The organism is Niallia circulans (assembly GCF_007273535.1).
Taxonomy (GTDB): domain Bacteria; phylum Bacillota; class Bacilli; order Bacillales; family Cytobacillaceae; genus Niallia; species Niallia circulans_B.
Map to the genome: position 1 here is coordinate 1,109,351 of NZ_RIBP01000004.1, position 23,942 is coordinate 1,133,292.

A 23,942-nucleotide genomic window follows, 5' to 3' on the forward strand; every position below is an offset into this window, starting at 1 on the left:
TTGATAATTCTGCGTTATTATATTGTAGATGATGACAAGGCGAGCAGAACGATGTTAAAGAATATTATAGAGGAAGAAGACCTTGGCGTTGCTATTGGAGAGGCTGATAATGGAAAGGAATGCTTATCAGCGATAATGACAATGCACCCTGATGTTGTTTTAATAGATTTGCTTATGCCAGAAATGGACGGAATAGAAACGATAGATTTGTTAAAACGGGAAGGCTATGAAGGCCAATTTGTGATGATATCGCAAATTGTGAACAAAGAGATGGTTGGAGAGGCATATAAAAAAGGAGTAGAGTTTTTTATCCATAAGCCAATCAATCGGATTGAAGTGCAAAGTATTCTAAAAAAAATAGTTGAACAGTGCAGACTGAAGGAATCGCTGCTGACAATTCAGGAGTCGCTTGCAAACATTGGACTTGCAAACAATACATTGCAAAAGCCGCAAAGTGTTAAGCAGATTGTGTTATCAACCCTTAACTATATGGGGATTATCGGCGAAGCAGGCAGTGATGATATTATTTCCATCATTGAATATTTAGTAAACGAACGAGGTCATTCGCCGCAACTGCCACCTTTAAAGGAATTATATGAAAAGCTTGCTGGACGGAGCGGAGCGTCTTTAGCGGATGTCAAAAAAGAAACAAAGGCAATTGAGCAGCGCATTCGCAGGACGATTCTGACTGCCATTAATAACCTCGCATCATTAGGTGCTATTGACTATACTAATCCAGAGTTTGAATATTATGCTCCTCGCTACTTTGATTTTCAGGAAATAAGAACTCATATGATTCATATCCAAGAGGGCAGAGGAGACACGGCAAAGGTGAAAGTTAATATTAAAAAATTCCTTCAAGTACTCTATCTAGAAACTTTAGAAAAATATAATAAAACACACTAGAATAATTTAAAATTTTAAAAATTTAGACATATTAAAAAACAATTAAATTTAGGATTTTGTCGGATTCTATAAGTAGCCTGTAAACTGTGTTATATCCTGACTGATGACGTTAAGGTTTAACACAAAAGAGGTGAAAATAATGAAGAAAAAGTTTAAGTTTACTTTAGCCTACCAGATTCTTGTTGGTTTGGTGCTGGGGATCATTGTTGGAGCAGTATTTTACGGGAATCCTGGTGTAGAGAAATATTTACAGCCAATCGGGACTGTCTTTCTTAACATGATCAAAATGATTGTTGTACCGATCATTATCTCTACATTAGTGATAGGGGTTGCCGGCACTGGTGACCTGAAGAAGCTAGGAAAGCTTGGCGGAAAATCCTTACTGTACTTTGAAATTGTCACAACAATTGCCATTATCGTAGGTTTGCTGGCGGCAAATATCTTCCAACCAGGTAATGGTGTTGATATGTCTTCACTAGCAAAAGGTAATATCGACCAATATGTGGAGACAACGAAGGAAGTTGAAAGCCATGGAATGTTGGATATTCTTGTGAGCATCGTTCCAAGCAATATATTCCAAGCGATGGCAAATGCTGATATGCTTGCGGTTATCTTCTTCTCAGTCATTTTTGGCTTGGGTGTCGCTGCGATTGGTGATAAAGGAAAACCTGTGCTTGCCTTCTTTGAAGGTGTTGCAGACGCAATGTTCTGGGTAACAAATCTTATCATGAGATTTGCTCCATTTGGAGTATTTGCCCTTATTGGTGTTACTGTATCCAAATTCGGTATTCAGTCATTACTGCCACTCGGAAAACTAATGATTCTTGTTTATGCGACAATGATTTTCTTTATTCTAGTGGTGCTTGGCGGTATTGCAAAACTAGTTGGTATTAATATTTTCCACCTTATGAAAGTATTAAAGGAAGAAATGCTTCTGGCTTATACTACATCAAGCTCAGAAAGTGTTTTGCCAAAAGTAATTGAAAAGATGGAAAAGTTTGGGTGTCCAAAAGATATTGTATCATTTGTCGTTCCAACAGGCTATTCCTTTAATCTCGATGGGTCTACCTTGTATCAGGCACTGGCAGCTTTGTTTATTGCCCAAATGTACGGCATTGAGTTAAGTATTACAACACAGATAACGTTAGTGCTTGTGTTAATGGTTACTTCAAAAGGTATCGCAGGTGTACCAGGGGTATCATTTGTTGTTCTGCTTGCGACTTTAGGTACTGTCGGCATTCCTCTAGAAGGCTTGGCATTTATTGCCGGAATTGACAGACTGCTTGATATGGCTCGTACTGTTGTTAATGTTGTTGGTAACTCTTTGGCAGCAGTTGTTATGTCCAAGTGGGAAGGACGTTTTGATACAGCGAAAAAAGACAAGTATTATGCTACTTTTAAAAAGACTGCATAAGGATAATGTAGAAAAACTGGTCTCCTTTATAAAAAGGAGGCCAGTTTTTTTATACATTATGCTTTTTCTGCGTTACCTGCAGCAGTCAAGCTTGTTTCCTTGTCTTCCCAAACCTCTTTTGCAATATCCGCGATAAATTTCAATTTTTCCCATTGTTGCTCTTCTGTCAGTTCATTGCCATGATGGGTTGAAGCGAAGCCGCACTGCGGGCTTAGGCAAAGCTGATCATGGGAAATGTATTGGGAGGCTTCCTTAATGCGTGCTTTAATAGCCTCTTTATCTTCCAATTCTCCTGTTTTAGATGTGACAAGACCAAGAACGACCTTTGCTCCATCGTTTGGAATGTGGCTTAAAGGCTGGAATGTACCTGAACGCTCGTCATCATATTCGAGGAAGAAGCCATCAACCTTTTCTTTTGCAAGTAATGTTGGTGCAATAATGTCATAGCTGCCAGAAAAAGCATGGTCTGAGCGGTAGTTACCACGGCATAAATGCGTTGTTACAGATAAATCCTCTGGTTTGCCTTCAAGTATCTCATTGATGACACGAAGGGCAAGCTCAATCAGGACTTCCCTTGAGTATTCACCGTCATTGAATGGAATATCTGGTGAGGACAGACCAGCAATATAGACATCATCGAGCTGAAGATAACGAACACCAGCATTATAAAAGGCTTGGATGGCATCACGATATGTTTGGATAATATCCTTCGTGAATTCCTCAAGTTCTGGATATGTTTCTTTGTCACGAATACCGATATTAAATAGCTGATTAGGGCTAGGAATCGTTTGCTTCGCTACAGCACGGCCATCAACTAGCTTATTAAAAAGCACGAAATCTTTAATTTGCGGATGGTCAGGGTTGAAAGAAATTTTACCTTTGTTACGGACTGTGTAACGCTCTGTTTCCCCTTTGCTGAAAGGATAGCCTTTATCTGGTACGAAACCCTCTATCCCATTAAGCTGCTCTAGGAAATCAGTATGCCAAAATCTGCGGCGGAATTCTCCATCAGTTACTACATTTAAACCTGCCTCAATTTGCTTATTAATAATTCGCTCAATCTCTTTTGTTTCAATTTCGTACAAGGCATCAGCAGTGATTTTTCCTGCTTGAAAATCTGCTCTAGCTTGAAGTAGTGATTGCGGACGAAGTAAGCTTCCAACGTGATCTGCGCGGAATGGAATTTTATTTGACATATGAAAAACCCTCTCTCTTTATGATTAGTATTTTTAGTTAAATAAACATTAGTTTCGGTCTGGTAAAAACTATTTTTTAACTATGTATCCAGTAAAAAACCCCCTTCTTAATCATAAGAAGAGGGTTTAATGAACGAGTTCGGGTCTCTTCTTATCTTCAAGCATTGCTTTCTGGAATTAGCACAGTGTTAAAGTAACCTGTTGCTGAGGCTTCGAAGGGCCAGTCCCTCCACCTCTCTAGATAAGATAATTTTGCTATTCACTTTAAGTAGATTAACCAATTGCTAATCTTGTATATTAATTTAAACGCTAAGGGTTTATTTGTCAACTGAATTTTCAGAATTAATTTTAAAATAGTTTACAAAGCAAAAAAGGATGGGAAATTACTTCCTATGAATCAGTAATTGCAAAGAGCAAATGACTGCAGATGTTCCGCTGTTTTATATTCGATAAAAAATTTCCGGCTCAGATAAGTTGAGCGGGGTAGCTAGGAGCAATACTCTATCCAGGCAGAGTATAGAGTAGGAACAAATCTAACTGACTTTTACTCTGTGAATGCATATACAACACAGAAGAGACGAAAACAGCAGATGTGATAATGTGCAAAACAGCGCCAGTCAGTGCATTCAATAATGACGCTCTTTGGTGAATTTTCATTCCATAAATGATATGTCAGGTATTATATCAGAAGCCATAAGGGCTATTGCATATTAGTCTCTCTACTCAATTTACTCAGGTGTTTAAGGTAGATTCAATCTGTGCATCTTTGGTTAATAGAAAATGTTGAAAATGCACATTTAAAGGGCGCTCTGTCACAGAATTTCCATTATATTCTCCGGAAATCGAGGTTGACAGATTAGGCTCCTTCCTATAACCTAAAAGGTATAAACTTAATATATTAGACCTCACTTTTGTCAGTGAGGTAGAGGCGCGATATTTAACAGTCTTTAAGCGGAGCTTGAGAAGGCAATGATGCTAAAGAGAAGGAAATATCGCCGAAGTGAGCAATTTATCTCAAAATTGCTTGCTGGGTCTGCAGTCAATAGCTGCAGGACTGTCTCAATAAACTCCCAGTTTATTGAGTTGTGCTATCTCAATTGGAAAAAAGAGAGGACTTTAGGGCAACTATATATTGCGACCTGAGTGTATCTCAGGTCGCTTTTTGTTTAGAGGCCCAACATATCATGTGGAGGGAAAACAAAATGAAGAAAAAAGCACCACTACTATTTTTATTATTACTTTCAGCTATTATTCTCTTGGCTGGGTGCGGTACAAGCAATGGCTCCGGATCCGGGGATGATCAAGATACATTTAAAGTAGGACTTGAAGCGGGCTATGCTCCATTCAACTGGACACAAAATGATGATTCTAACGGAGCGGTTAAAATTGATGGCACTTCTGAATACGCAGGTGGCTATGACGTTGAGATTGCCAAAAAAATCGCTGATGGCTTAGGTAAAAAACTAGTAATTGTTAAAACAGAATGGGATGGACTTGTTCCAGCATTGACTTCAGGCAAAATTGACGCAATTATTGCAGGTATGTCTCCTACTGAAGAACGTAAACAAACAATCGACTTTACAGATAACTACTACAAGTCCAACTTAGTAATGGTTGTTAAAAAAGGCGGTAAATATGAAGGAGCAACATCTATTCAAGACTTTAAAGGAGCAAAAATAACAGCACAGCTAAATACATTCCATTACTCTGTTATCGACCAAATCAAAGGAGTTTCTAAACAGACAGCAATGGACAACTTCCCGGCAATGCGTGTTGCTCTTGAGTCTGGTGTTATTGATGGCTATGTTACAGAACGTCCAGAGGCAGTTAGTGCTTCAAATGCAAATGAAAACTTTGCAATGGTTGAGTTCAAGGATGGCTTTGAAACATCTGAGGATGATACAGCAATTGCTGTAGGATTGAAAAAAGACAGTGATCTTAAAGATAAAATAAATGAAGTACTGAAAGGTATCTCAGAAGAAGACCGTACGAAAATCATGGATGATGCAATTGTAAACCAACCTGCAGCAAAATAATGATTACAATAAAACCGGCTGTCTTTTTGTGCAGTCGGTTTTATGATGAGTAAAGGAGGAGAACGATGAGTTTTGAATGGATCGTAAAAATTATTACCGAAAACTGGCCGATGTTCCTGCGCGGTGCAGGCATGACGCTCACTATCGCATTAATCGGTACAATAATCGGAGCAGCAATCGGTTTGATCGCTGGAATTGTCCGCACAATACCTGTGCCGGAGCGCGGATTTAAGAAATTTATTCTTAAAGTGATTAATATCATACTTTCTATATATATTGAGTTTTTCCGAGGAACGCCAATGATTGTACAGGCAATGGTCATTTATTACGGCTCAGCAATGGCATTTAATATAGATATGAATGTAATGCTTGCAGCAGTGATTGTTGTGTCAATCAATACTGGGGCATACATGGCGGAAATTGTTCGCGGTGGAATTGTCTCTGTAGAAAAAGGGCAGTTTGAGGCAGCACAAGCAATTGGTATGAATCATTTCCAAACAATGATGAATGTTGTTTTGCCGCAAGTTATTCGCAATATTATGCCGGCAACAGGCAACCAGTTTGTTATTAATATTAAAGATACCTCTGTATTGAACGTTATTTCTGTTTCTGAATTGTATTTCATGACGAAATCAGTAGCAGGCAATAACTTCAGATATTTTGAGTCGTTCTTTGTAGCGTGTGTTATCTACTTTGTTATGACATTTATCGTTACAAGAGTACTGCTTTATATTGAAAGAAAATTAGAAGGACCAGATAACTATAAAATGCTTGGCGAGGAATTGGATGCACAGCCAGGGATGAAGCAATAAAAGAAGGAGGAGATACTATGGAAAAAGTCATAGAGATTCAGCATTTAAGCAAAGCCTTTGGAAGCCATGAAGTGCTTAAAGACATTGACTTCTCAGTTAAAAAAGGAGAAGTTGTCAGCATTATCGGCTCTTCAGGTTCCGGAAAATCGACCCTTCTTCGTTGTGTCAATCTTTTGGAAAAGCCAAGCGGCGGGCAAATAATCTACAAGGGGGAGAACATTCTTGATGATAAGCATGATATTTCAGCTTATCGCAGAAGGTTAGGAATGGTATTCCAGCAATTCAACCTCTTTAATAATCATAATGTTTTAAGCAACTGCGTAGTAGGACAAGTCAAGGTGTTGAAGCGTTCAAAAGCGGAAGCGGAAAAAATAGCGCTAAAATACTTAAAAGTAGTAGGGATGGATCGTTACGTAAATGCGAAGCCAAAACAGCTGTCAGGCGGTCAAAAACAACGTGTTGCTATCGCAAGAGCGCTGTCAATGGAGCCAGATGTTATGCTGTTTGATGAACCGACATCAGCACTTGATCCAGAAATGGTTGGCGAGGTATTGAAAGTAATGAAGGAGCTTGCTGAATCAGGACTTACAATGCTGATTGTTACTCATGAGATGGAATTTGCTAGAGAGGTTTCAGATAGAATAGTATTTATGGACAAGGGAGTTATTGCAGAGGAAGGCACTCCTGAGCAAATCTTCTTAAACCCAACTCAAGAGCGTACAAAGGAATTCTTGAAGCGCACATTAAAATAAGCATAATATTTTCATTGCACCTCCAAATGTTATCATTTGGAGGTGTTTTTTTAATCCTCTAATGTAGATAAATCGCCAGTAGGAAGACCAAGCTCCCATGCTTTTAAGACACGGCGCATAATTTTGCCACTTCGTGTTTTAGGTATTTTTTGACAGAATTCAATTTCTCTTGGGGCAGAATGTGCTGCTAAGCCAGTTTTGACAAACTGCCGAATCTCCTCCTTCAGCTGATCGGATTCTGTATAGCCATCATTAAGAGCTACAAACGCCTTAATAATCTCTCCTCTAATATGATCAGGTTTGCCGATAACACCTGCTTCTGCAACAGCCGGATGTTCAATCAGTTTGCTTTCGACTTCGAAAGGTCCGACCCTTTCCCCAGCGGTCATGATAACATCGTCAACACGGCCTTGAAACCAGAAATACCCTTCCTCGTCCATATAAGCACTGTCGCCTGAAACATACCAATCATTGAAAGGAAAATAGCTGTCATACTTTTCTTGGTTGTTCCAGATAGTATGCATTAAGGATGGCCAGCCTCTTTTTATGGCCAAATTGCCCATCTGGTTCGGCGGAAGGATATTTCCCTCATCATCAAGGATGGCTGCCTCAACACCTGGCAGTGGTTTGCCCATTGAACCAAGCCTTAACTCCATGCATGGATAATTGCAGATAAGCTGTGCGCCAGTTTCCGTCATCCACCACGTATCATGAATTCTTTTCTTGAAGGAATCCTGCCCCCAACGAATAACCTCTGGATTCAGCGGTTCGCCCACACTTAATACATGTCGTAAAGAGGTGAGGTTATGGCGTTTTAGGGCAGGTTCACCTGCGGCCATAAGCATTCTGAAGGAAGTAGGTGCACTGTACCAAACAGTTACGCCGAAAGACTCAATTGTCTTGTACCAGCCTTCAGGACTAAACCTTCCCCCAGCTACAATATTTGTTGTACCAGTCAGCCAAGGTCCAAAGATACCATATGAAGTGCCTGTTACCCAGCCGGGGTCAGCTGTGCACCAGTAAATATCATCTTCCTGCAAATCTAGCACCCATTTCGCTGACTGATAATGCTGAATCATGGCATTATGAGCATGCAGAACTCCTTTAGGCTTTCCTGTTGAACCAGAAGTATAGTGAAGAATCAAACCATCTGTTCTTTCTACCCACTCAATATCAAGCTGTGCAGAGGCATCCTGAAAATGCTTTTGAAAGTCAACATACTGACCTTGTTCCTCAATATTCTCACCAATAAGGAAGATTGTCTCAAGTGCAGGAAGATCTTGAACAGGCACTCTTTCCAATAATTCTGGTGTTGTAATGAGAACTTTAGCGGAGCTGTCGTAAAGACGGTCTCTGACTGCATCCTCCATAAATGCTTCGAATAAGGGCCCGACAATTGCACCGATTTTAATCGCACCTAATAAAGCGAAATAGAGCTCAGGTGAGCGGGGCATAAATATGAATACTCGGTCTCCTTTTTTAACACCAGCTTTAGCTCTCAAGACATTGCCAGCCTTATTTGTCATTTGTTTTAAATCGTTAAAGGTATAGGTTTCATTTCTTGTACTGCTGAGATAACATAGGGCTGCTTTATCCTTTCTTGAACCTTCTGCGTGTCGGTCGACCGCTTCATAAGCCAAGTTGACTTTTCCTGTTGTATGCCATGAAAAATGCTTCTCTGCTTGCTGCCATTGAAATCTTTCATACATCTCTTCATAGTTTTGAAGATTATAATTGCCTTTAACAGGTGGAAACGCTTCCAATTTCATCGGATAAATCATCCTTCCTCACATAGTTTGGCTGAATCTCTAACTGACAAAAAACCATATACACAATTCTAATGGTGAAAACGCTTTATTATGACTATTTTACATAAAATAACGAAAACGAAACAAAAGTCAAATTAACTAGTTTGGGTATTTTTTTTACTTAAAAGTAAACAATGATAGTAAACACAATAAAACAGTTAGGATAACACCAGCGACTGAAACCTAAAACTGGAGGTATACATGAAAACGACTCCCTCAATCACTTCATCTGAAATAGGTATTCTTTGGATGAGTTATCAACAAAAGACAATGATTATCAGGTTTTTAGAATATTTCATTGAACAAGCAGATGATCCAAAAGCAAAGGACATTATGACTGATTTACTTAAGGAAATAACTCCTTTTGTTGGAAAAATACAAAAAATTTATGAAAAAGAGAATGTGCCTGTTCCAGTTGGGTTTACAAGCAAGGATGTAGATTTGCAAGCACCAAAGCTGTTTGATAATGGTTTTGACATTATGTTTATCAGGCTAATTAAAGAGATTAGCATGGGCATGCATACACTTAACCTAACAATGGCATATCGAAGTGACATAATGGAGTTTTTTCGAGAACTGACAATCATAACACAAAGGTACTATGAACGTTGTAACACATATCTGCTTGAAAAAGGGTTGCTTCCACGAGCACCGTATGTTGCGGTTGAAGAGGGAGTTGAATTTGTAGAGCAAAAAGGTTATTTAAGCGGGAATGATTTTTTCAGTGAGAAAAGGTCGTTAAATACAGTTGAAATCGCTCATCTATTTCATGCGGTTGAAACGAATTTAATTGGATTACAGGTGATAAATGGATTTTCTCAATGTGCCGAAGAAAAAGAAGTAAGTAATTATTTTGCTAAGGGAGGAGAGCTAGCGAAGGAGATTGCCAGAGGCTTAGGAGATATTATCTTAAAAAATGATACTCAGCTTCCTGGTATTTCTGGAGGGAATGTGACAACCTCTACTGTTCCGCCTTTTTCCGATAAAATTATGATGTATTGTATCAGTTTATTTTGCAGTTTTTCCTTAGGCGGAAATTCGCTCGGTACAGCTTTTAGCTTAAGAAATGATTTACCGGCAAAGTTCTCGATTATCATGAAGGATGTCTTTGAATATGGACATGAAGGTGCAAAGCTGATGATTAAGCATGGGTGGATGGAAGAGCCACCGCAAACTATTAAGATGAAAGCAAAATAAGCATAATTACAAAAGCAGGTAGCTAGGTATTTCCTAGTTGCCTGCTTTTGTAATTATGCTTGCTCACATGTAAGGGGTATTGCCGTCAAAGTAGATGGTTTTTTAAAAATTATGTGATTATCGAGTTTATTAAAATAGAGGCTCTTTGTCGAAAAGGACAAAAATTTGTTTCACATGAAACAATAAAAAGAGCAAGTGTCAAAAGACAGCTTGCTCTAGCATTATTAATATACTTTATCACCATTGAAAATGGAGTTTTTAACAATCACATAATCTACATTGCGGATTGCATCTAGCTTTTTGCCGCCAGCATATGAAATGGATGATTGTAAATCCTGCTCCATTTCAATTAATGTATCTTGAAGGGAGCCTTTATGCTCAACAAACATCTTTTTGCCTTCGACGTTTTTTCTTTCTCCCTTTTGGAATTCAGACGCAGAACCAAAATATTCTTTAAATAGCTTACCATCTTTTTCAAATGTTTCCCCAGGAGATTCTTCGTGTCCTGCAAATAGGGAACCAACCATTACCATTGAAGCACCGAAGCGAACGGATTTAGCGATATCTCCATGTGTGCGAATACCACCGTCTGCAATGATCGGTTTGCTTGCAGCCTTTGCACACCAACGAAGTGCAGCAAGCTGCCAACCGCCAGTTCCAAAGCCAGTTTTGATTTTAGTGATACAAACCTTACCAGGTCCAATACCGACCTTCGTCGCGTCAGCTCCAGCATTCTCAAGCTCTCTGACAGCTTCAGGTGTACCGACATTACCAGCAATTACGAAGCTTGCAGGCAAATGTTGTTTAATATGCTTGATCATTCTGATTACGGCATTTGAATGGCCATGTGCAATATCTATTGTAATGAATTCTGGGATGAGGCTCAATGAAGCAAGCTCCTCAACAAAACCATATTCTTCTTCTTTAACACCAACACTAATTGAAGCAATAAAGCCCTTGCCTTGCATTTCTTGAATAAATGCTTTTCTTGTTTCTGGCTGGAAGCGATGCATAATGTAGAAATATCCATTTTCCGCTAAGTATGCAGCAACCTTTTCATCTATAATTGTCTGCATATTTGCAGGAACAACTGGCAATCTAAAAGAATGTCCGCCTAATGTTACAGTTGTATCACATTCTGAACGGCTTTCTACGATACATTTTGCGGGAATTAGCTGTATATCTTCGTAATCAAATACGTTATCCATGGTTTACACTCCTAAATACGAATATTTTATAATGTTTATTTAAAATTGTTCGTCCATAAGGTACTTTAACTCATTTTTAACAGTATGTCAAAGTTTTTTGATAATTATGTGGATATATATTTTGTTCTAGCTTGTATCCCAATGAATACAATATATTGGAGAATGCCTATAAGGTGGAGGGAGTCTTTGTCATAAAATGACGAAACGAGGATATTTCCGGGGAAATTTATATACTATTATGTAAAAAATTGTTACAATTTATCTTTTAAGGAGGAGTTAACTAAATGAACATATTGAGCCTAAAAAGGGAAGCTTTAAATACATTAAGAGGCAAATGGGGAGCATCTGTACTGCTTACTGTAATTGTGTTTGCTATAAGTGGTATGATTCCGGCTTTTTTTGAAGTTCCGCTTAGCGGGGGATTTGAGGCATGGCTTTTACAAGATACAACCCCTATAGGAGCTACTTTAGTGAGCACACTTATTTCGCTGCTGCTTCTTCCACTTTCTATTGCATTGATGTGGTACTTTTTAGATTTACTGCGTGGTAATGGACCAAAGATTTCAGATGTTTTTAATCCTTATAAGGACTTAGGGATTGGCTTAAAGATTATTGGAACATCCATTATGCAAAGTATTTTCTTGTTTTTATGGTTTTTGCTATTATTCGTACCAGGTGTTATTAAATCGATTTCCTACTCCCAAACATATTATTTACTGAGGGATAATCCTGAGTTATCAATATTTGAAGCAATTACGGAAAGTCGTAAACGTATGGTTGGACTCAAATGGAATTACTTCCTGCTTTGCCTAAGCTTTATTGGTTGGGGCTTGCTGGCGATAATTACTTTCGGAATTGGCCTGCTTTGGCTTATGCCATATATGAGCACAACTTTTAGTGCTTTTTACGATAAACATATTGCAGATAAGAAAAAAGAATTAGAATAAAAAAGTAAAAAAGGAAAAGGCATAGAACGCCTTTTCCTTTTTTAATGGTTAATCTTTAATAAGAAGATAAATGAAATATGGTGCGCCGAGACAGGAAACAACAAGTCCTACTGGTATTTCTGTTGGTGCCATTAAGTTTTTCCCGATTGTGTCGGCAGCCAGCAGCAAAAATGCTCCTATTAAAGCAGCGACTGGAAGGAGAGCTTGGTGTCTTGGACCGATAATTCGTCTTGCAAGATGTGGGGCTATTAATCCAAGAAAGGAAATTCCTCCGCCAACTGATACACAGGCTCCAGCGAGAGCAACTGATATGAACAGAAGGATACCTCTTTCTTTTTCAATTGAAACTCCAAGTCCGGCAGCAGTATTTTCTCCTAGCTGCAATAAATTCAGTTTATGTGATTTATATAAGGCTAATGGAACAAAAATGCAAATCCAAGGGAGCACAGCAAAAACATAATCCCAGCTGGCGCTCCATATGCTTCCTGTAAGCCAGATGGTTGCTTGTTTGAAATCTCTTGGGTCCATCATGAGTTGGAAGATAATAATTAGAGCACCAAACGCTGAGTTGATACCGATTCCCACAAGTACAAGGCGTACAGGGGAGACGCCGTCCTTCCATGCAATCAAATATATGAGACCAGCAGCAATTAATGCACCAAGCAGCGCAGAAAAAGGCATAATAAAAACAGACGCAGCACCTGTGCTAAAGGAGCTTCCTTGGAAGAAGAAAATATATAAAATTACAGCAAATCCTGCTCCGGCATTAATGCCAATGATGCCTGGATCTGCAAGGGCGTTACGAGAGACGCTTTGCAGGATTGCTCCGGCAATAGCCATACCCATCCCTATTAAAATGGCAATAACCATTCGTGGTAACCGGAAATTGTACAATATATTCATACTTTGCGGTGATCCATTTCCAAGGATGGTCTGCACCACTTCAGCAGGTGAAATTTTAATAACACCCAAATTCAGGCTGAGGAAGAAAACAAGAATGATGGCGAAAACTAGACCTGTGATGGTTATAATAAAGCGTTTAGGTTGTGACATCATAATCCTCTCCCTTCACGACGAGCTAAATATAGAAAGAATGGTACGCCAATCAAAGCTGTAATGGCGCCTAATGGTGTTTCAAAGGGCGGATTGACGACACGTGCACCAACATCCGATATAACTAATAGCAGTGCACCAATGACAGCCGAACAAGGAATGATTAGTCTGTAATCAGGACCAACAATAAACCGTACTATATGAGGAATAACTAAACCGACGAAGCCGATTGTACCTCCAACTGCAACTGCTGCACCTGTTAATAGTAAAACAGCGATAGTACCAAGGAATTTAACAACTCCTGTGCGCTGTCCAAGACCTGCTGCCACATCTTCACCTAAGCTTAAAACAGTGATTGATCTACTGATAAAGAGAGCAATTAGAATCCCCACGATTGCCGCTGGTAGTAGCAATTTAATACTTATCCATTGAACCCCGGCAACTCCGCCAGCATACCAAAAGCTTATGTCCTTTGCTATATCAAAGAAAAGGGCAATACCAGTTGAAATCGAACTAAGAAGTGCTGTGACAGCAGAGCCTGCCAGAGCAAGCTTAATTGGTGTAAGTCCTCTTTTTGATAAAGCCCCAATAGAGAAAACAAGCATAATGCCCAGTCCTGCACCTAAAAATGCAAGGAAAAGAAGCATTACATTAGAAGCAGACGGGAAAAAGGCAAACCCAATTGCGATCATAAACCCTGCTCCAGCTGTTACACCCATAATGGACGGGGAAGCAAGGGCATTCCTTGTCATCCCTTGCATAATCGCTCCTGACACTGCCAAGCATGCCCCGATAAGTGCAGCTGCAACGGCCCGTGGCCAGCGAAGTCTGTGAATAATTTGATGCTGAGTAGATTGGGAGTCATATTGAAAGATACTTTGCCACACTGTTGAAACACTGATATCCGCTGCTCCATATATAATGGATAAGCACATTGTAACAAGCAAGAGGGCGAGGCCTAAAAAGATGACAGCAGCAGCTGTTTTTGGCCTGTAAATATCTTTTGTGACACCCGTTTTGTTTTTTTTCATATTGGACCAACTTTCTGACCAGAATTCAAAAATTAATTTATAATAATAGTAAATTTAGAACAAAATAAAAATGTCTTTCATGGGCTGTAAAAAATTTGTCGGATTTTATAAATAAATTTTACTAGAAAATGATAAAAAAATACATAGTCTATTGAAAATGATAATTGTTATCACTTATAATGTGATTATAAACACTCAGGAGGGTACATAGATGACTAAGAAAATGGCTAAATCGCTTTTATTTGCTAGTTTATTACTTGTATTTGCTATATTAGCTGCTTGCGGCAATAATAGTGATGCTGATAAGAATACAGAAACAGATACAACAGAAGAAGCAAAAGACCGTACATTAAAAGATGCTATGGGACATGAAGTTAAAGTTCCAGCAGAACCAAAAGCAGTAATCGGTTCTTATTTAGAGGATGAGCTTGTTTCACTTGGTGTTACACCTGCAGCACAATGGTCTATTCGAGATGGTGAAGGTGTACAGGCTTACTTACAAGAATCATTGAAGGATGTTCCTACAGTTGATTCTGAACTTCCATATGAGGCTGTTGCAAGCTTCAATCCAGACTTGTTGCTGATGACTTCTGCTGCTACTGTTGAAGGTGCAAAGTATGAGCAATATTCAAATATCGCGCCAACATATGTTGTTTCAGAAGAAAACAACAATGATTGGAGAAAACGACTGGAAACAGTTGGAGAAGTAATAGGTAAAGAAGACAAAGCAAAACAAGTTTTGGCTGATTACGATAAAAAAGCAGAAGAAGCAAAGGCAAGCATTCAGGATGCTGCAAAGGATGAATCTGCAGCAGCTATTTGGCTAGTGGGCGGACAATTGTTTATCGTTGGTGAAAATGTATCAAGTGGCGCAGTACTATACGGTGATTTAGGTTTAGCAGTACCAGAAGTAGTAAAAGAAATTTCTAAAACTGCAACTGGTAACTGGTCTTCTATTTCCCTTGAGAAGCTTGCAGAGCTTGATGCAGACCACTTATTCTTGATTAACAGTGACGGCGACAGTGCTGAAACGCTAAAAGACCCATTATGGTCAAACATTCCGGCAGTGAAAAATGGTAATATTTATGAATATGGCCCAGATACTAGCTGGTTATACTCTGGATCTATTGCTAATACACAAATCATTGATGATGTTGTAGAAAGCTTAACGAAATAATAAGGAAAGCACATTTCTGATTTTAGGAATGTGCTTTATTTTTTTATAAATAGGAAAGACCTTCTGTAAACAAAGGGATATCAATCCTGGATATCGAAATAAATAAAGATAGACAATGTCAGGAGGAGAGCCTTATGAATAGAATTAATTTAATTGCATTAGGGGTAAGAAATATAGCAGACTCGTTAGCCTTTTACAAAGCTATAGGATTTCAAGCATCTGTAGTTGGTACGGATGAGGAGCCTGTTATAGTTTTCTTTAAGAATCAGGGCTCTAAATTGGAGCTGTTTCCTCTTGAGCTTTTGGCAAAGGATATTAATGAGGAGAATCCTCCCATTGTTACTGATGGGAAAAGTTTTCCAGGATTCACCCTTGCATATAATGCAAAATCGGTAGAAGAGGTAGATGATATTTTTAAAAGGCTTACGGAGACAGGTGCGGAAATAGCCAAAACTCCAAAGGAGACATCATGGGGAGGATATGGAGGCTACTTTAAAGATATAGACGGCTATTACTGGGAAGTCGCATATGGGCCAGACTGGGAGTTTGATGAAACAGATATGCTTGTCATCAACTAAGAAATTAGGAAAAGGACCATTAAATATGGTCTTTTTTGAATTGATTTTTCCTAATTGAAAGAGACTAAGGAAAAGAAATAAGTGAAGAGGTTATATAGATGAGCGGACTACTAGAGGGATATTACGACAAATCAATAGAAAAAACAAAGAAATTGATAATAGAGGATATAGAAAGATATTTGCAGGAAAAAGATAAACTTCCTTCCTATGAGCAATATGTGCGTGAAAGAGGAGAGTTTATTCAACATATATGGTTAAATACATGGATTAACATGGCTGGAAGTGAGTCATCAGGAAGAGAGAAAAAGGAATACCTTGAAGAAAAGGGCATAGATACAGAAGGTTTAACAAAGAAAATGATCAAGCAGCTGTTCAGGCAGGAAACAAGAGACGTAAAGCCTTATGATTTTGAAGGATGGCTTGACAGTCTTTATGCAAGGAAAGAGCAAGAATGGCAGGCTTTATATGATAATGTTAGGGTGAAGTTTCTTGAATGGAAAGAAAATGTAGAAATTCGTGAAAGAACCCGAAAGCTTAACAGTAAGTTTGCTTATTATATTGAGCAGATTTTAGGTGAACATTATGAGGATCTATATGTATATGTGCGTTATTTAATCGGATGTCATTTGGAGATAGAAATAGAGGGGAATGGCATTGTTTTATCATCAGATGACGTTTCGTTTGAGGAGTATTTATATAATGAGTTAGATATGCCTTATAATCAGTTTTATTTTGTGGAGGACAGGACAGAGGCATACGAAGATATGATTGCTGCTTACTTAGACGATTTTGGACCAAATTGGCTTAAGCAACATTTGCCGCAGCATTTGTTGGAGGAATATCAGCAGGTTACAAATAAGCCTATCCACTTAACCTATTTAAGAGATATCGCTGCAGATTATAGTCAGGATATTGCTTCAGACTTTTTCGAGGATCTTCTTGAGGAAAGGCTTGAGGACCTTACAAAATTAATCGATATTCCCTTTGATTTAGAACAGCATCGAAATATTTATACAAAAGACAGGACGACGAGAGAGCAGCGCGAACGAGAGGAAAGAGAAGAGAAAAGAAAGCGCAAAGAGAAGGAAAAAAAGATGCTCGAGGATATATTCGGGTCGGAATATAGTCCACCTGCTGGCCGAGACATTCAATATAAGCTGCATGTTGGTGAAACAAATACAGGAAAAACCTTTCAAGCTATACAAAGGATGAAGGAAGCGGCAAGCGGCCTGTATCTTGCACCATTGAGATTATTAGCACTGGAAATATATGAGAGACTCAACGGTGATGGCGTGCCTTGTTCTTTAATTACAGGAGAAGAGGAAAAGCTTGCAGAGGGCGGAAACCACCTTTCCTGTACAGTCGAAATGTTTCGCGAGAAGGAGTTTTATGAAGTAGTTGTCATTGATGAGGCCCAAATGCTTGCTGATAAGGACAGGGGCTTTTCTTGGTACAGAGCAATTACTAAGGCTAATGCAAAGGAAGTTCATATTATCTGCAGCTTTCATGCGAAAACGATAATAATGGAACTGTTAGGCGATTCTGATGTTGAAGTGAAGGAGTATGAAAGGGAAACGCCATTACAGGTAGAAACAGCGTCATTTAAGTTAAATGACACGCGAAAAGGTGATGCCCTTGTCTGCTTCTCAAGAAGAGGTGTACTTGAAACCGCATCACAGGTTCAAAAGATGGGAAGACAGACGAGTATGATTTATGGAAGCATGCCGCCTGAAACGAGAAAAAAACAGATGCATCGCTTTATCAATGGAGAAACGTCTGTTATTGTTTGTACGGATGCAATTGGGATGGGCTTAAATCTTCCGATCAAACGGGTAGTTTTTTTGGAAAATGATAAATTTGATGGCACGAAACGGAGAACCCTTACTTCTCAAGAGGTTAAACAAATTGCAGGAAGGGCAGGCAGAAGAGGTCTATATGAAGTAGGAAGAGTAGCCTTTGCGAGTGACACTAAGATGATGAAGGGCTTGCTGGAGAAAAAAGACGAGGAAATCCATGGCTTCACAATCGCTCCTACCTCTGCAGTATTAAAAAGATTTCAAAAGTATTCAAGCAGTCTAAGCTTATTTTTCTATTTATGGGAGAACTTTAAAAATCCAGAAGGAACGAAAAAGGCAACCTTAGCAGATGAAATGCTATTATACGATATAATCAAGGATACTTTGGTGGAAGCTAGGTTTTCAATGGACGATCTATTTGCCTTTCTGCGGCTTCCATTTTCTGCGAATGAGCCTTTATTAAGAGCACAGTGGAAAGCGAAGATGCTGGCTATTGTGGAAGATAGTGAATTGCCAGAGCCGGTCATTAATAATTCCAGTTTAGAGGAATTGGAATTGTCCTACAAATCAGTTGGTCTTCATTTGCTCTTTTTATATAAGATAGGAAAAACAACGGAAGCCCATTATTGGGAAAGAATTCGGGGCGAGATAAGCGATCTTATCCATGAGCAATTAAAATCCGGGGTGAAATTGCGCCGTAATGAATGTCAAACTTGCGGGAAGGAGCTCCCGCATCGCTTTAAGCATAAGATATGTAATGAGTGTTTTTTCATAAGATAAACAGAGCCAAAGTGGTGGATTAGTATCCATCCTTTGACTCTGTTTTTTTATTTCAATGCAGAGGCAGACTCTTTTCTCGGCCATTCCCCTACAAATTCTTCTACATGATAGGATATGAAATCATGGAGCTTCTCACTTCGGTCATCTAAAAATAACTGATCTGCTATAGCTGTGACAATTCTTGGTATGCCATAGCGCATGCCAGAAAGAGCGGATGCGGCTAAACCACAGCTGATGAGAGCAGAATAATTAAAAGAAAAAAGACCGTAAAGTATTGCTTCACCAGCTTTGTCCTTACTGATAAAGGAAAAACCGTTAGAAAGATAAGGATGCGCATCAATCACTGAATTTGCAATATCATCAGGTGCTTTGTAGTAATCCTTCCAGCGAGCGATATACTTTTCTACTGATTTCAGCTCAGGCCGTAGAGCAGGATCAGTGATTAATCCAGTACTAACTATTAAGAAGTCAAAACTGTCCTTACCATGAGGGGTAGTTACACTAGCACATCCTTGGTCTTCTTCAACATGGAGCCAAGGAGCACCTAAATGAAGACGAAAGCCGGGCCAATTACTAGCTCTTTCAAAAATGTCATTGGTAGGAGGTTGATTATGTTTGAAGAAATGTGCCATACTTGCATATTTTTCTTCATCAGAAAAGGCGGGAAAGCGTTCAATCATGCCTGACACTTCCATTTGTCTAATCGGATTAATGCGGGGCAGCTCCTTTCTGCGAACGAATACATGTACCTCACTTGCCCCTTTTGAAAGGGCATAGTTAGCATTATCAAAGGCTGATGCCCCTCCACCTAAAATTGCGAGTTTTTTTCCTTTGAGCTTATTGAAATCAATGGATTCTGAAGTATGGGAGTAAAGGCTTTTCGGTAAAGACTCCGAAATGAAATGGGGAACATGCCATTCACCGCCTCCTTGAATTCCTGTTGCAAGGATAACTTTTCGTGCTAAAAGCTTTTCTTTAACAGCTCCGTTTTTACAAACATGAAGACAATGAAGACCTTCGTTAAGTGGTTTAATGTGCTGAAGCTTTGTGTTATTAATGACAGGCAAATTTAAAATATTACGATACCAACGTAAGTAATCCATCCAGCTTCCTCGTGGTATCTTATCAAGCTGCTCCCATCCTTGTAATCCAACCTGTGCTTCCCACCAAGCACGGAAGGTTAAGGAAGGAATACCAAGGTCTATTGATGTCAGATGTTTAGGTGTACGCAATGTAACCATTCTTGCATAAGTATCCCAAGGTCCTTCATAGCCCTCTGGATTTTCATCAATGATAAGGATATTGCTGATACGTTCTTTCAACAGACCAAATGCGATTCCTAAGCCAGATTGTCCACCGCCAACAATGATGGCATCATATACATGCCCGTCTTCATGAGAACGAGGTTGTATCCAATCTGTTCCGCCAAAGTTTATATATGATAGGTCTGTTTTCACTCGTTCATTTAAAGCCTCTAAGCTCATTCTTTCCTCATCCTTCCTTACTAAATCATTTCATTTGTATATTCATGTTAGGTTTGTTAACATAAGGTACCTTGAAAATATATTATCATTTTTGTTTGTTTATTGTATGGATAATTTGTCTAAATTTTCACTCTTTTTTTAGTTACTAAGCCACTAACCCCAAAAATAAGGAGATTATTTGACGTTTGCCTAATTTTTTAGTAAAATATAATCATCATAGAGCTATTGCTCATGAACATTTTCATACTCCAAAGGGGAGTAGCTAACAGTTACGTCGTCAATACGTGGCAGTATTTATGCCACCGGCCAAACTGGCAACATGAATTGTTGTTTGCGAGACCTTTGCCGCAATGGTAAAGGGATAAATATGTCTATTATTCAAACCTTTACCGCAAATCTGGTAGAGGTTTTTTGTTTTTCTTAAAAGGGGGAATAATAAAAAGAACGTTAAATGGAAGGACCAAACAACACAATATAATATAAAAATGGAGGAATTAACATAATGATGAAAAAACTTTTAACTGCGGTATTAACACTCGGTCTTATCTTTTCACCTGTTGGAAATGTTGTATTTCATGATCAGACAACAACAGTAGAGGCAAAATCCTACAAGTCAGGAAAGAGAAGCTTTAACACAAATAACAGCAATACAAATACAAACACGAACTCAAATTCTTTTTTCCAGAAAAAGCAAACAAACAATACAACAACAAATACTAAATCTAATCGTGGATTCTTCTCTGGCGGAGGCTTAATGAGAGGCCTAATGATCGGTGGTTTGGCAGGATTGCTGTTTGGCGGACTCTTCGCAAACATGGGTGTATTAGGCTCTATTTTAGGCCTGATTGTCAATGTGCTTGCTATTGTTGTCTTAATTAGTGTCATCAGAAAAATCTTTGTTTATTTCAAAAAGAAAAAAAGAGAGGAAGCAGATAATTGGAGAAGCTGATTATTCCAGAGCAGGATATAATAAATGCAATCTGTGTATATATCTCAAGAAAAAAACAAGTCCGTCCAGATGAGGTCGAAGTGGAGTTAATGTATGATGATGATTATGGCTTCTCAGCAGAGTCCTATGTTAATGGACGAAAACAAGTACTGATTGCCCAAAACATCATTGAAGCATTACGATTATGGATGGAAGAATATATGAATATTGATCCTTACATTGGCATTAAATTGGTGCTTGATGATGAGGAAGGGATTATTGCTGTAACAAGATAATAAAGCTAAAGAGTCGTCAAGGAAACCTTGACGACTCTTTTTATTAATCAAAATGAAGTTTATAGTCATCTGCTTTAATAAGCTTCAGCTTTTTTGCAAATAAATAGATAAGAGCGATATTAAGAAAGATTGGAATGATAAAAAATACGCCGATCATAATGGTAATGTTTTTGGAGGTCCAGCCGCCATCAGCAAGGTGCATATAATTTAGAGGACCTACTAGTCCGGATAGTCCAAATCCTGCACTGTATGGTGTTCCTTGAATATTAAGGAAACCTGCAAGTGCGCCTAATACTGCGGCAGTGATGAGCATTGGCACCAATATTTTTGGTTTCATAAAGAAGTTTCTCATCTGAATTTTGGGCGAGCCAAGCACATGAGCGAGTGCCGTTCCCAGTGCATTCGCTTTGTAGCTTGCAATAGCAAGACCAACGCCTGCTGCAACAATTCCAAGATTAGCAGCACCCGAACCAATACCGGATAAAGAGATGACTGTCGCAAGTCCAACTGTCGATACTGGCGACAGTATGATAACACAAAAGATGACAGCAATGACAGCGCCCATTAGGACTGGCTGGAGGGTTGTGACATGCTGGACACCAACACCGATAAGTCCTGTTGTGTTTTTTATGTATGGCAGTATGAGATAACCAGCCATGCCTGGGATTAAAATGCTCAAAGTTGGGAGAAGCAGGATGGCGTAAGCTTTTAATCTGTCACCCACTAGGCGGACAAAAATAACAGTTAAAGCAGCCGTCAGTCCTGTGTTAATAACAACCCCGATTCCGTTTAAGGTAAATAATCCATCAGCTGTCTTTTGCACGACACCGCTGCCGACCATTGCGGCAATCCCGACACTTGCTGTTTGAATGGATGTTAGTTTAAAGGAAATACCAACCATAACACCGATAAGCACAGGCAGTAGGCTCATAACGAATGCGGTAATATCATAAACATGCTGAAGGAATGGCATATATGGTATTAAGAGCTTTAAAATCTCTCCTAATAATGCATTTGGTATAAGTGAAACAACAATCCCAATACTGATGCCGGTCAATAATTTATTGAAAAAATCTTTCATTCCTGTAGTCTCCCATCCCTTGTTTTTTTGTGTAATTATATGAAATATATGGATGAGCGTCAATAAAAACTTTTTAATACTTCAACGCGTGTATGTATAAAAGTGATAAAAGTGAAAATAACGTGAAAATTAGATGAAAAATCAAAAAGAAATATTTGGAAAGACGTATCCAAGCCCTTCCCAGTTTGGTAGACTATGTATGTACAGAAATTAACTAAAAGGTGCATAAACATGAATTCATATAAGGATTTTAATGTAAAGGTTTATTATGGAGTTATAGCTTTTATCATCATGTTCATGGTTTCAGGAATGGTTGCAAGCTTCTTCATGGAAACAGCAGGGCTGCGTTTCGGGAATTATCTTAATGCGGTGGAAGTTGTTCTATTATCTGGGCTTTTGCTGTTGTATCCAAAGATTTCCGGATGGTGGCTTAATTTCTTGATCATCATTGTAGGAACTGCCTATTTTTATACAATTTTTTATGTGTATCCTGACACATGGTCTTCATTTATATTTGTGTGTTTTATACCAGCTATTTCTATTCTGTTTTTTGATAAACAGCTGTTCATATTTTCCATAGTAATGAATATTTGTCTTTACTTTTTAGGCTATGCCTATATTCTATTTATGGACAAGGCAGAGACGTTTGGGCTGTTAGGGGTTAATGTGCCAGGTAATGTTATTAACTTTTTAGGGAGCCAAGCAATTTTATATTGTATCTTTTTATTGACATATGAACGGATTAAGAAGCAGCAATTATATTATAAGCAGCTGCAGCAATCGGAAAGGCTTAAGACTACAGGTCAATTGGCAGCAGCAGTTGCCCATGAAATCAGAAACCCATTAACTGTCGTTAAAGGCTTCCTGCAGCTATACCAGCAGGAGGAAAAAATGGATGAAGGTTCAAAGCGTAATTACAGTCTGATGATTGACGAGTTGAATACAGCGGAGCACGTCCTTTCACAGTTCCTTATGCTGGCAAAGCCAGATAATGATATAAAATTGGAAAAGGTCGAAGTAGAATCCTTGCTTCAAAGTGTGACAGACCTTGTGAAATCCTATGGGATTCTCCGGGATAACAATATCTTTCTTCATCACGTAGAGAAGGATTGCTACATTCTTGTTAATATAATTGAGTTTAAACAGCTTATGATTAATTTATTGAAAAATGCGATGGAGGCATCGCCATATGGTGAGCCGATCTTCATTGAATCAGAAATTCAAAAGGATATGGTGGAAATAAAGGTGACTGATCATGGCTGTGGAATGTCAGAGGAGGAAGTCCAATCATTAGGAACACCATTTTATTCTTTAAAAAGCAAAGGGACAGGCTTGGGCATGATGATATGCTTCAATATTGTGGAGAAATATAACGGCAAAATTAACATAGAAAGTAAAAAAGGGGAAGGAACAGCTGTGAAGATACAGTTTCCGATTGTGAAGAACCCTTAAATGAAAAAGG

Annotated in this window: 20 protein-coding genes and 2 riboswitches; of the genes, 13 read left to right on the forward strand and 7 right to left on the reverse strand. The window is 38.8% G+C overall.

Annotation, left to right across the window (positions count from 1 at the left end):
* The first annotated feature begins 9 nt into the window (after positions 1 to 9).
* Both CEQ21_RS13530 and CEQ21_RS13535 read left to right on the forward strand, forming a co-directional pair.
* Positions 10 to 906, forward strand: coding sequence for a response regulator (locus CEQ21_RS13530; protein ID WP_185767272.1), 897 nt, complete (start codon positions 10 to 12; stop codon positions 904 to 906).
* Between the two features lie 139 nt (positions 907 to 1,045).
* Positions 1,046 to 2,320 carry a cation:dicarboxylate symporter family transporter gene (locus CEQ21_RS13535; RefSeq protein ID WP_185764966.1) on the forward strand — a complete coding sequence of 425 codons (1,275 nt, stop codon included), beginning with the start codon at positions 1,046 to 1,048 and terminating at the stop codon, positions 2,318 to 2,320.
* Between the two features lie 56 nt (positions 2,321 to 2,376).
* Here CEQ21_RS13535 and CEQ21_RS13540 read toward each other — a convergent pair whose 3' ends face one another.
* A complete protein-coding gene (locus tag CEQ21_RS13540; protein WP_185764967.1) occupies positions 2,377 to 3,516 on the reverse strand; it encodes a 5-methyltetrahydropteroyltriglutamate--homocysteine S-methyltransferase in 1,140 nt (379 codons plus the stop codon).
* 148 nt (positions 3,517 to 3,664) lie between these two features.
* Positions 3,665 to 3,764, reverse strand: a riboswitch (SAM riboswitch).
* Positions 3,765 to 4,431: 667 nt separating this feature from the next.
* A riboswitch (Lysine riboswitch) is annotated at positions 4,432 to 4,615 on the forward strand.
* Positions 4,616 to 4,718: 103 nt separating this feature from the next.
* Here CEQ21_RS13540 and CEQ21_RS13545 point away from each other — a divergent pair.
* The 3 genes from CEQ21_RS13545 (at position 4,719) to CEQ21_RS13555 (ending at position 7,116) form a co-directional block, all read left to right on the forward strand.
* A complete protein-coding gene (locus tag CEQ21_RS13545) occupies positions 4,719 to 5,552 on the forward strand; it encodes a transporter substrate-binding domain-containing protein (RefSeq protein WP_185764968.1) in 834 nt (277 codons plus the stop codon).
* A 65-nt stretch (positions 5,553 to 5,617) separates the two neighbouring features.
* Positions 5,618 to 6,364 carry an amino acid ABC transporter permease gene (locus tag CEQ21_RS13550; RefSeq protein WP_185764969.1) on the forward strand — a complete coding sequence of 249 codons (747 nt, stop codon included), beginning with the start codon at positions 5,618 to 5,620 and terminating at the stop codon, positions 6,362 to 6,364.
* A gap of 17 nt (positions 6,365 to 6,381) precedes the next feature.
* Entirely contained in the window at positions 6,382 to 7,116 is a 735-nt protein-coding gene (locus CEQ21_RS13555) for an amino acid ABC transporter ATP-binding protein (protein WP_144455013.1), read from the forward strand.
* A gap of 50 nt (positions 7,117 to 7,166) precedes the next feature.
* On the opposite strand, the gene acsA is transcribed toward CEQ21_RS13555, so the two are convergent.
* The gene (gene acsA, locus CEQ21_RS13560; RefSeq protein WP_185764970.1) at positions 7,167 to 8,885 is read right to left on the reverse strand and encodes an acetate--CoA ligase; all 1,719 of its coding nucleotides are present in this window, start codon (positions 8,883 to 8,885) and stop codon (positions 7,167 to 7,169) included.
* 240 nt (positions 8,886 to 9,125) lie between these two features.
* Here acsA and CEQ21_RS13565 point away from each other — a divergent pair, with 240 nt between their 5' ends.
* On the forward strand, positions 9,126 to 10,121 hold the full coding sequence (locus tag CEQ21_RS13565; RefSeq protein ID WP_185764971.1) for a DUF3231 family protein: 996 nt from the start codon (positions 9,126 to 9,128) through the stop codon (positions 10,119 to 10,121).
* Positions 10,122 to 10,345: 224 nt separating this feature from the next.
* Here the strand turns inward: CEQ21_RS13565 and guaC are convergent, their stop codons facing one another.
* Entirely contained in the window at positions 10,346 to 11,329 is a 984-nt protein-coding gene (gene guaC / locus CEQ21_RS13570; protein WP_185764972.1) for a GMP reductase, read from the reverse strand.
* A gap of 284 nt (positions 11,330 to 11,613) precedes the next feature.
* Here guaC and CEQ21_RS13575 point away from each other — a divergent pair, with 284 nt between their 5' ends.
* Positions 11,614 to 12,276 carry a DUF975 family protein gene (locus CEQ21_RS13575; protein WP_185764973.1) on the forward strand — a complete coding sequence of 221 codons (663 nt, stop codon included), beginning with the start codon at positions 11,614 to 11,616 and terminating at the stop codon, positions 12,274 to 12,276.
* Between the two features lie 48 nt (positions 12,277 to 12,324).
* On the opposite strand, the gene CEQ21_RS13580 is transcribed toward CEQ21_RS13575, so the two are convergent.
* Positions 12,325 to 13,329: a FecCD family ABC transporter permease gene (locus CEQ21_RS13580; protein ID WP_419181617.1), complete on the reverse strand. Its 1,005-nt coding sequence runs from the start codon at positions 13,327 to 13,329 to the stop codon at positions 12,325 to 12,327.
* Positions 13,329 to 14,360: a FecCD family ABC transporter permease gene (locus CEQ21_RS13585; RefSeq protein WP_185764975.1), complete on the reverse strand. Its 1,032-nt coding sequence runs from the start codon at positions 14,358 to 14,360 to the stop codon at positions 13,329 to 13,331. The genes CEQ21_RS13580 and CEQ21_RS13585 overlap by 1 nt, the downstream gene beginning before the upstream one ends.
* A 211-nt stretch (positions 14,361 to 14,571) precedes the next feature.
* On the opposite strand from CEQ21_RS13585, the gene CEQ21_RS13590 reads away from it, so the two are divergent.
* The 3 genes from CEQ21_RS13590 (at position 14,572) to CEQ21_RS13600 (ending at position 18,691) form a co-directional block, all read left to right on the forward strand.
* Complete coding sequence (locus CEQ21_RS13590) at positions 14,572 to 15,537, forward strand: iron-hydroxamate ABC transporter substrate-binding protein (RefSeq protein WP_235907251.1); 966 nt, start codon at positions 14,572 to 14,574, stop codon at positions 15,535 to 15,537.
* A gap of 134 nt (positions 15,538 to 15,671) precedes the next feature.
* Positions 15,672 to 16,115, forward strand: coding sequence for a VOC family protein (locus CEQ21_RS13595; protein ID WP_185764976.1), 444 nt, complete (start codon positions 15,672 to 15,674; stop codon positions 16,113 to 16,115).
* Between the two features lie 98 nt (positions 16,116 to 16,213).
* Positions 16,214 to 18,691 (forward strand): DEAD/DEAH box helicase, encoded by a 2,478-nt coding sequence (locus tag CEQ21_RS13600; protein WP_185764977.1) that lies wholly within the window; start codon positions 16,214 to 16,216, stop codon positions 18,689 to 18,691.
* Between the two features lie 47 nt (positions 18,692 to 18,738).
* On the opposite strand, the gene CEQ21_RS13605 is transcribed toward CEQ21_RS13600, so the two are convergent.
* Positions 18,739 to 20,175, reverse strand: a complete 1,437-nt coding sequence (locus tag CEQ21_RS13605) for a flavin-containing monooxygenase (protein WP_185764978.1) — start codon at positions 20,173 to 20,175, stop codon at positions 18,739 to 18,741.
* 505 nt (positions 20,176 to 20,680) lie between these two features.
* On the opposite strand from CEQ21_RS13605, the gene CEQ21_RS13610 reads away from it, so the two are divergent.
* Entirely contained in the window at positions 20,681 to 21,124 is a 444-nt protein-coding gene (locus CEQ21_RS13610; protein ID WP_185767274.1) for a hypothetical protein, read from the forward strand.
* Positions 21,112 to 21,399 (forward strand): YxcD family protein, encoded by a 288-nt coding sequence (locus CEQ21_RS13615; protein WP_185764979.1) that lies wholly within the window; start codon positions 21,112 to 21,114, stop codon positions 21,397 to 21,399. Before CEQ21_RS13610 ends, CEQ21_RS13615 begins: the two co-directional genes overlap by 13 nt.
* Positions 21,400 to 21,442: 43 nt before the next feature.
* On the opposite strand, the gene CEQ21_RS13620 is transcribed toward CEQ21_RS13615, so the two are convergent.
* The gene (locus CEQ21_RS13620) at positions 21,443 to 22,480 is read right to left on the reverse strand and encodes a PTS sugar transporter subunit IIC (protein ID WP_185764980.1); all 1,038 of its coding nucleotides are present in this window, start codon (positions 22,478 to 22,480) and stop codon (positions 21,443 to 21,445) included.
* A 231-nt stretch (positions 22,481 to 22,711) separates the two neighbouring features.
* On the opposite strand from CEQ21_RS13620, the gene CEQ21_RS13625 reads away from it, so the two are divergent.
* Positions 22,712 to 23,932: a sensor histidine kinase gene (locus tag CEQ21_RS13625; RefSeq protein ID WP_185764981.1), complete on the forward strand. Its 1,221-nt coding sequence runs from the start codon at positions 22,712 to 22,714 to the stop codon at positions 23,930 to 23,932.
* Positions 23,933 to 23,942 lie beyond the last annotated feature (10 nt).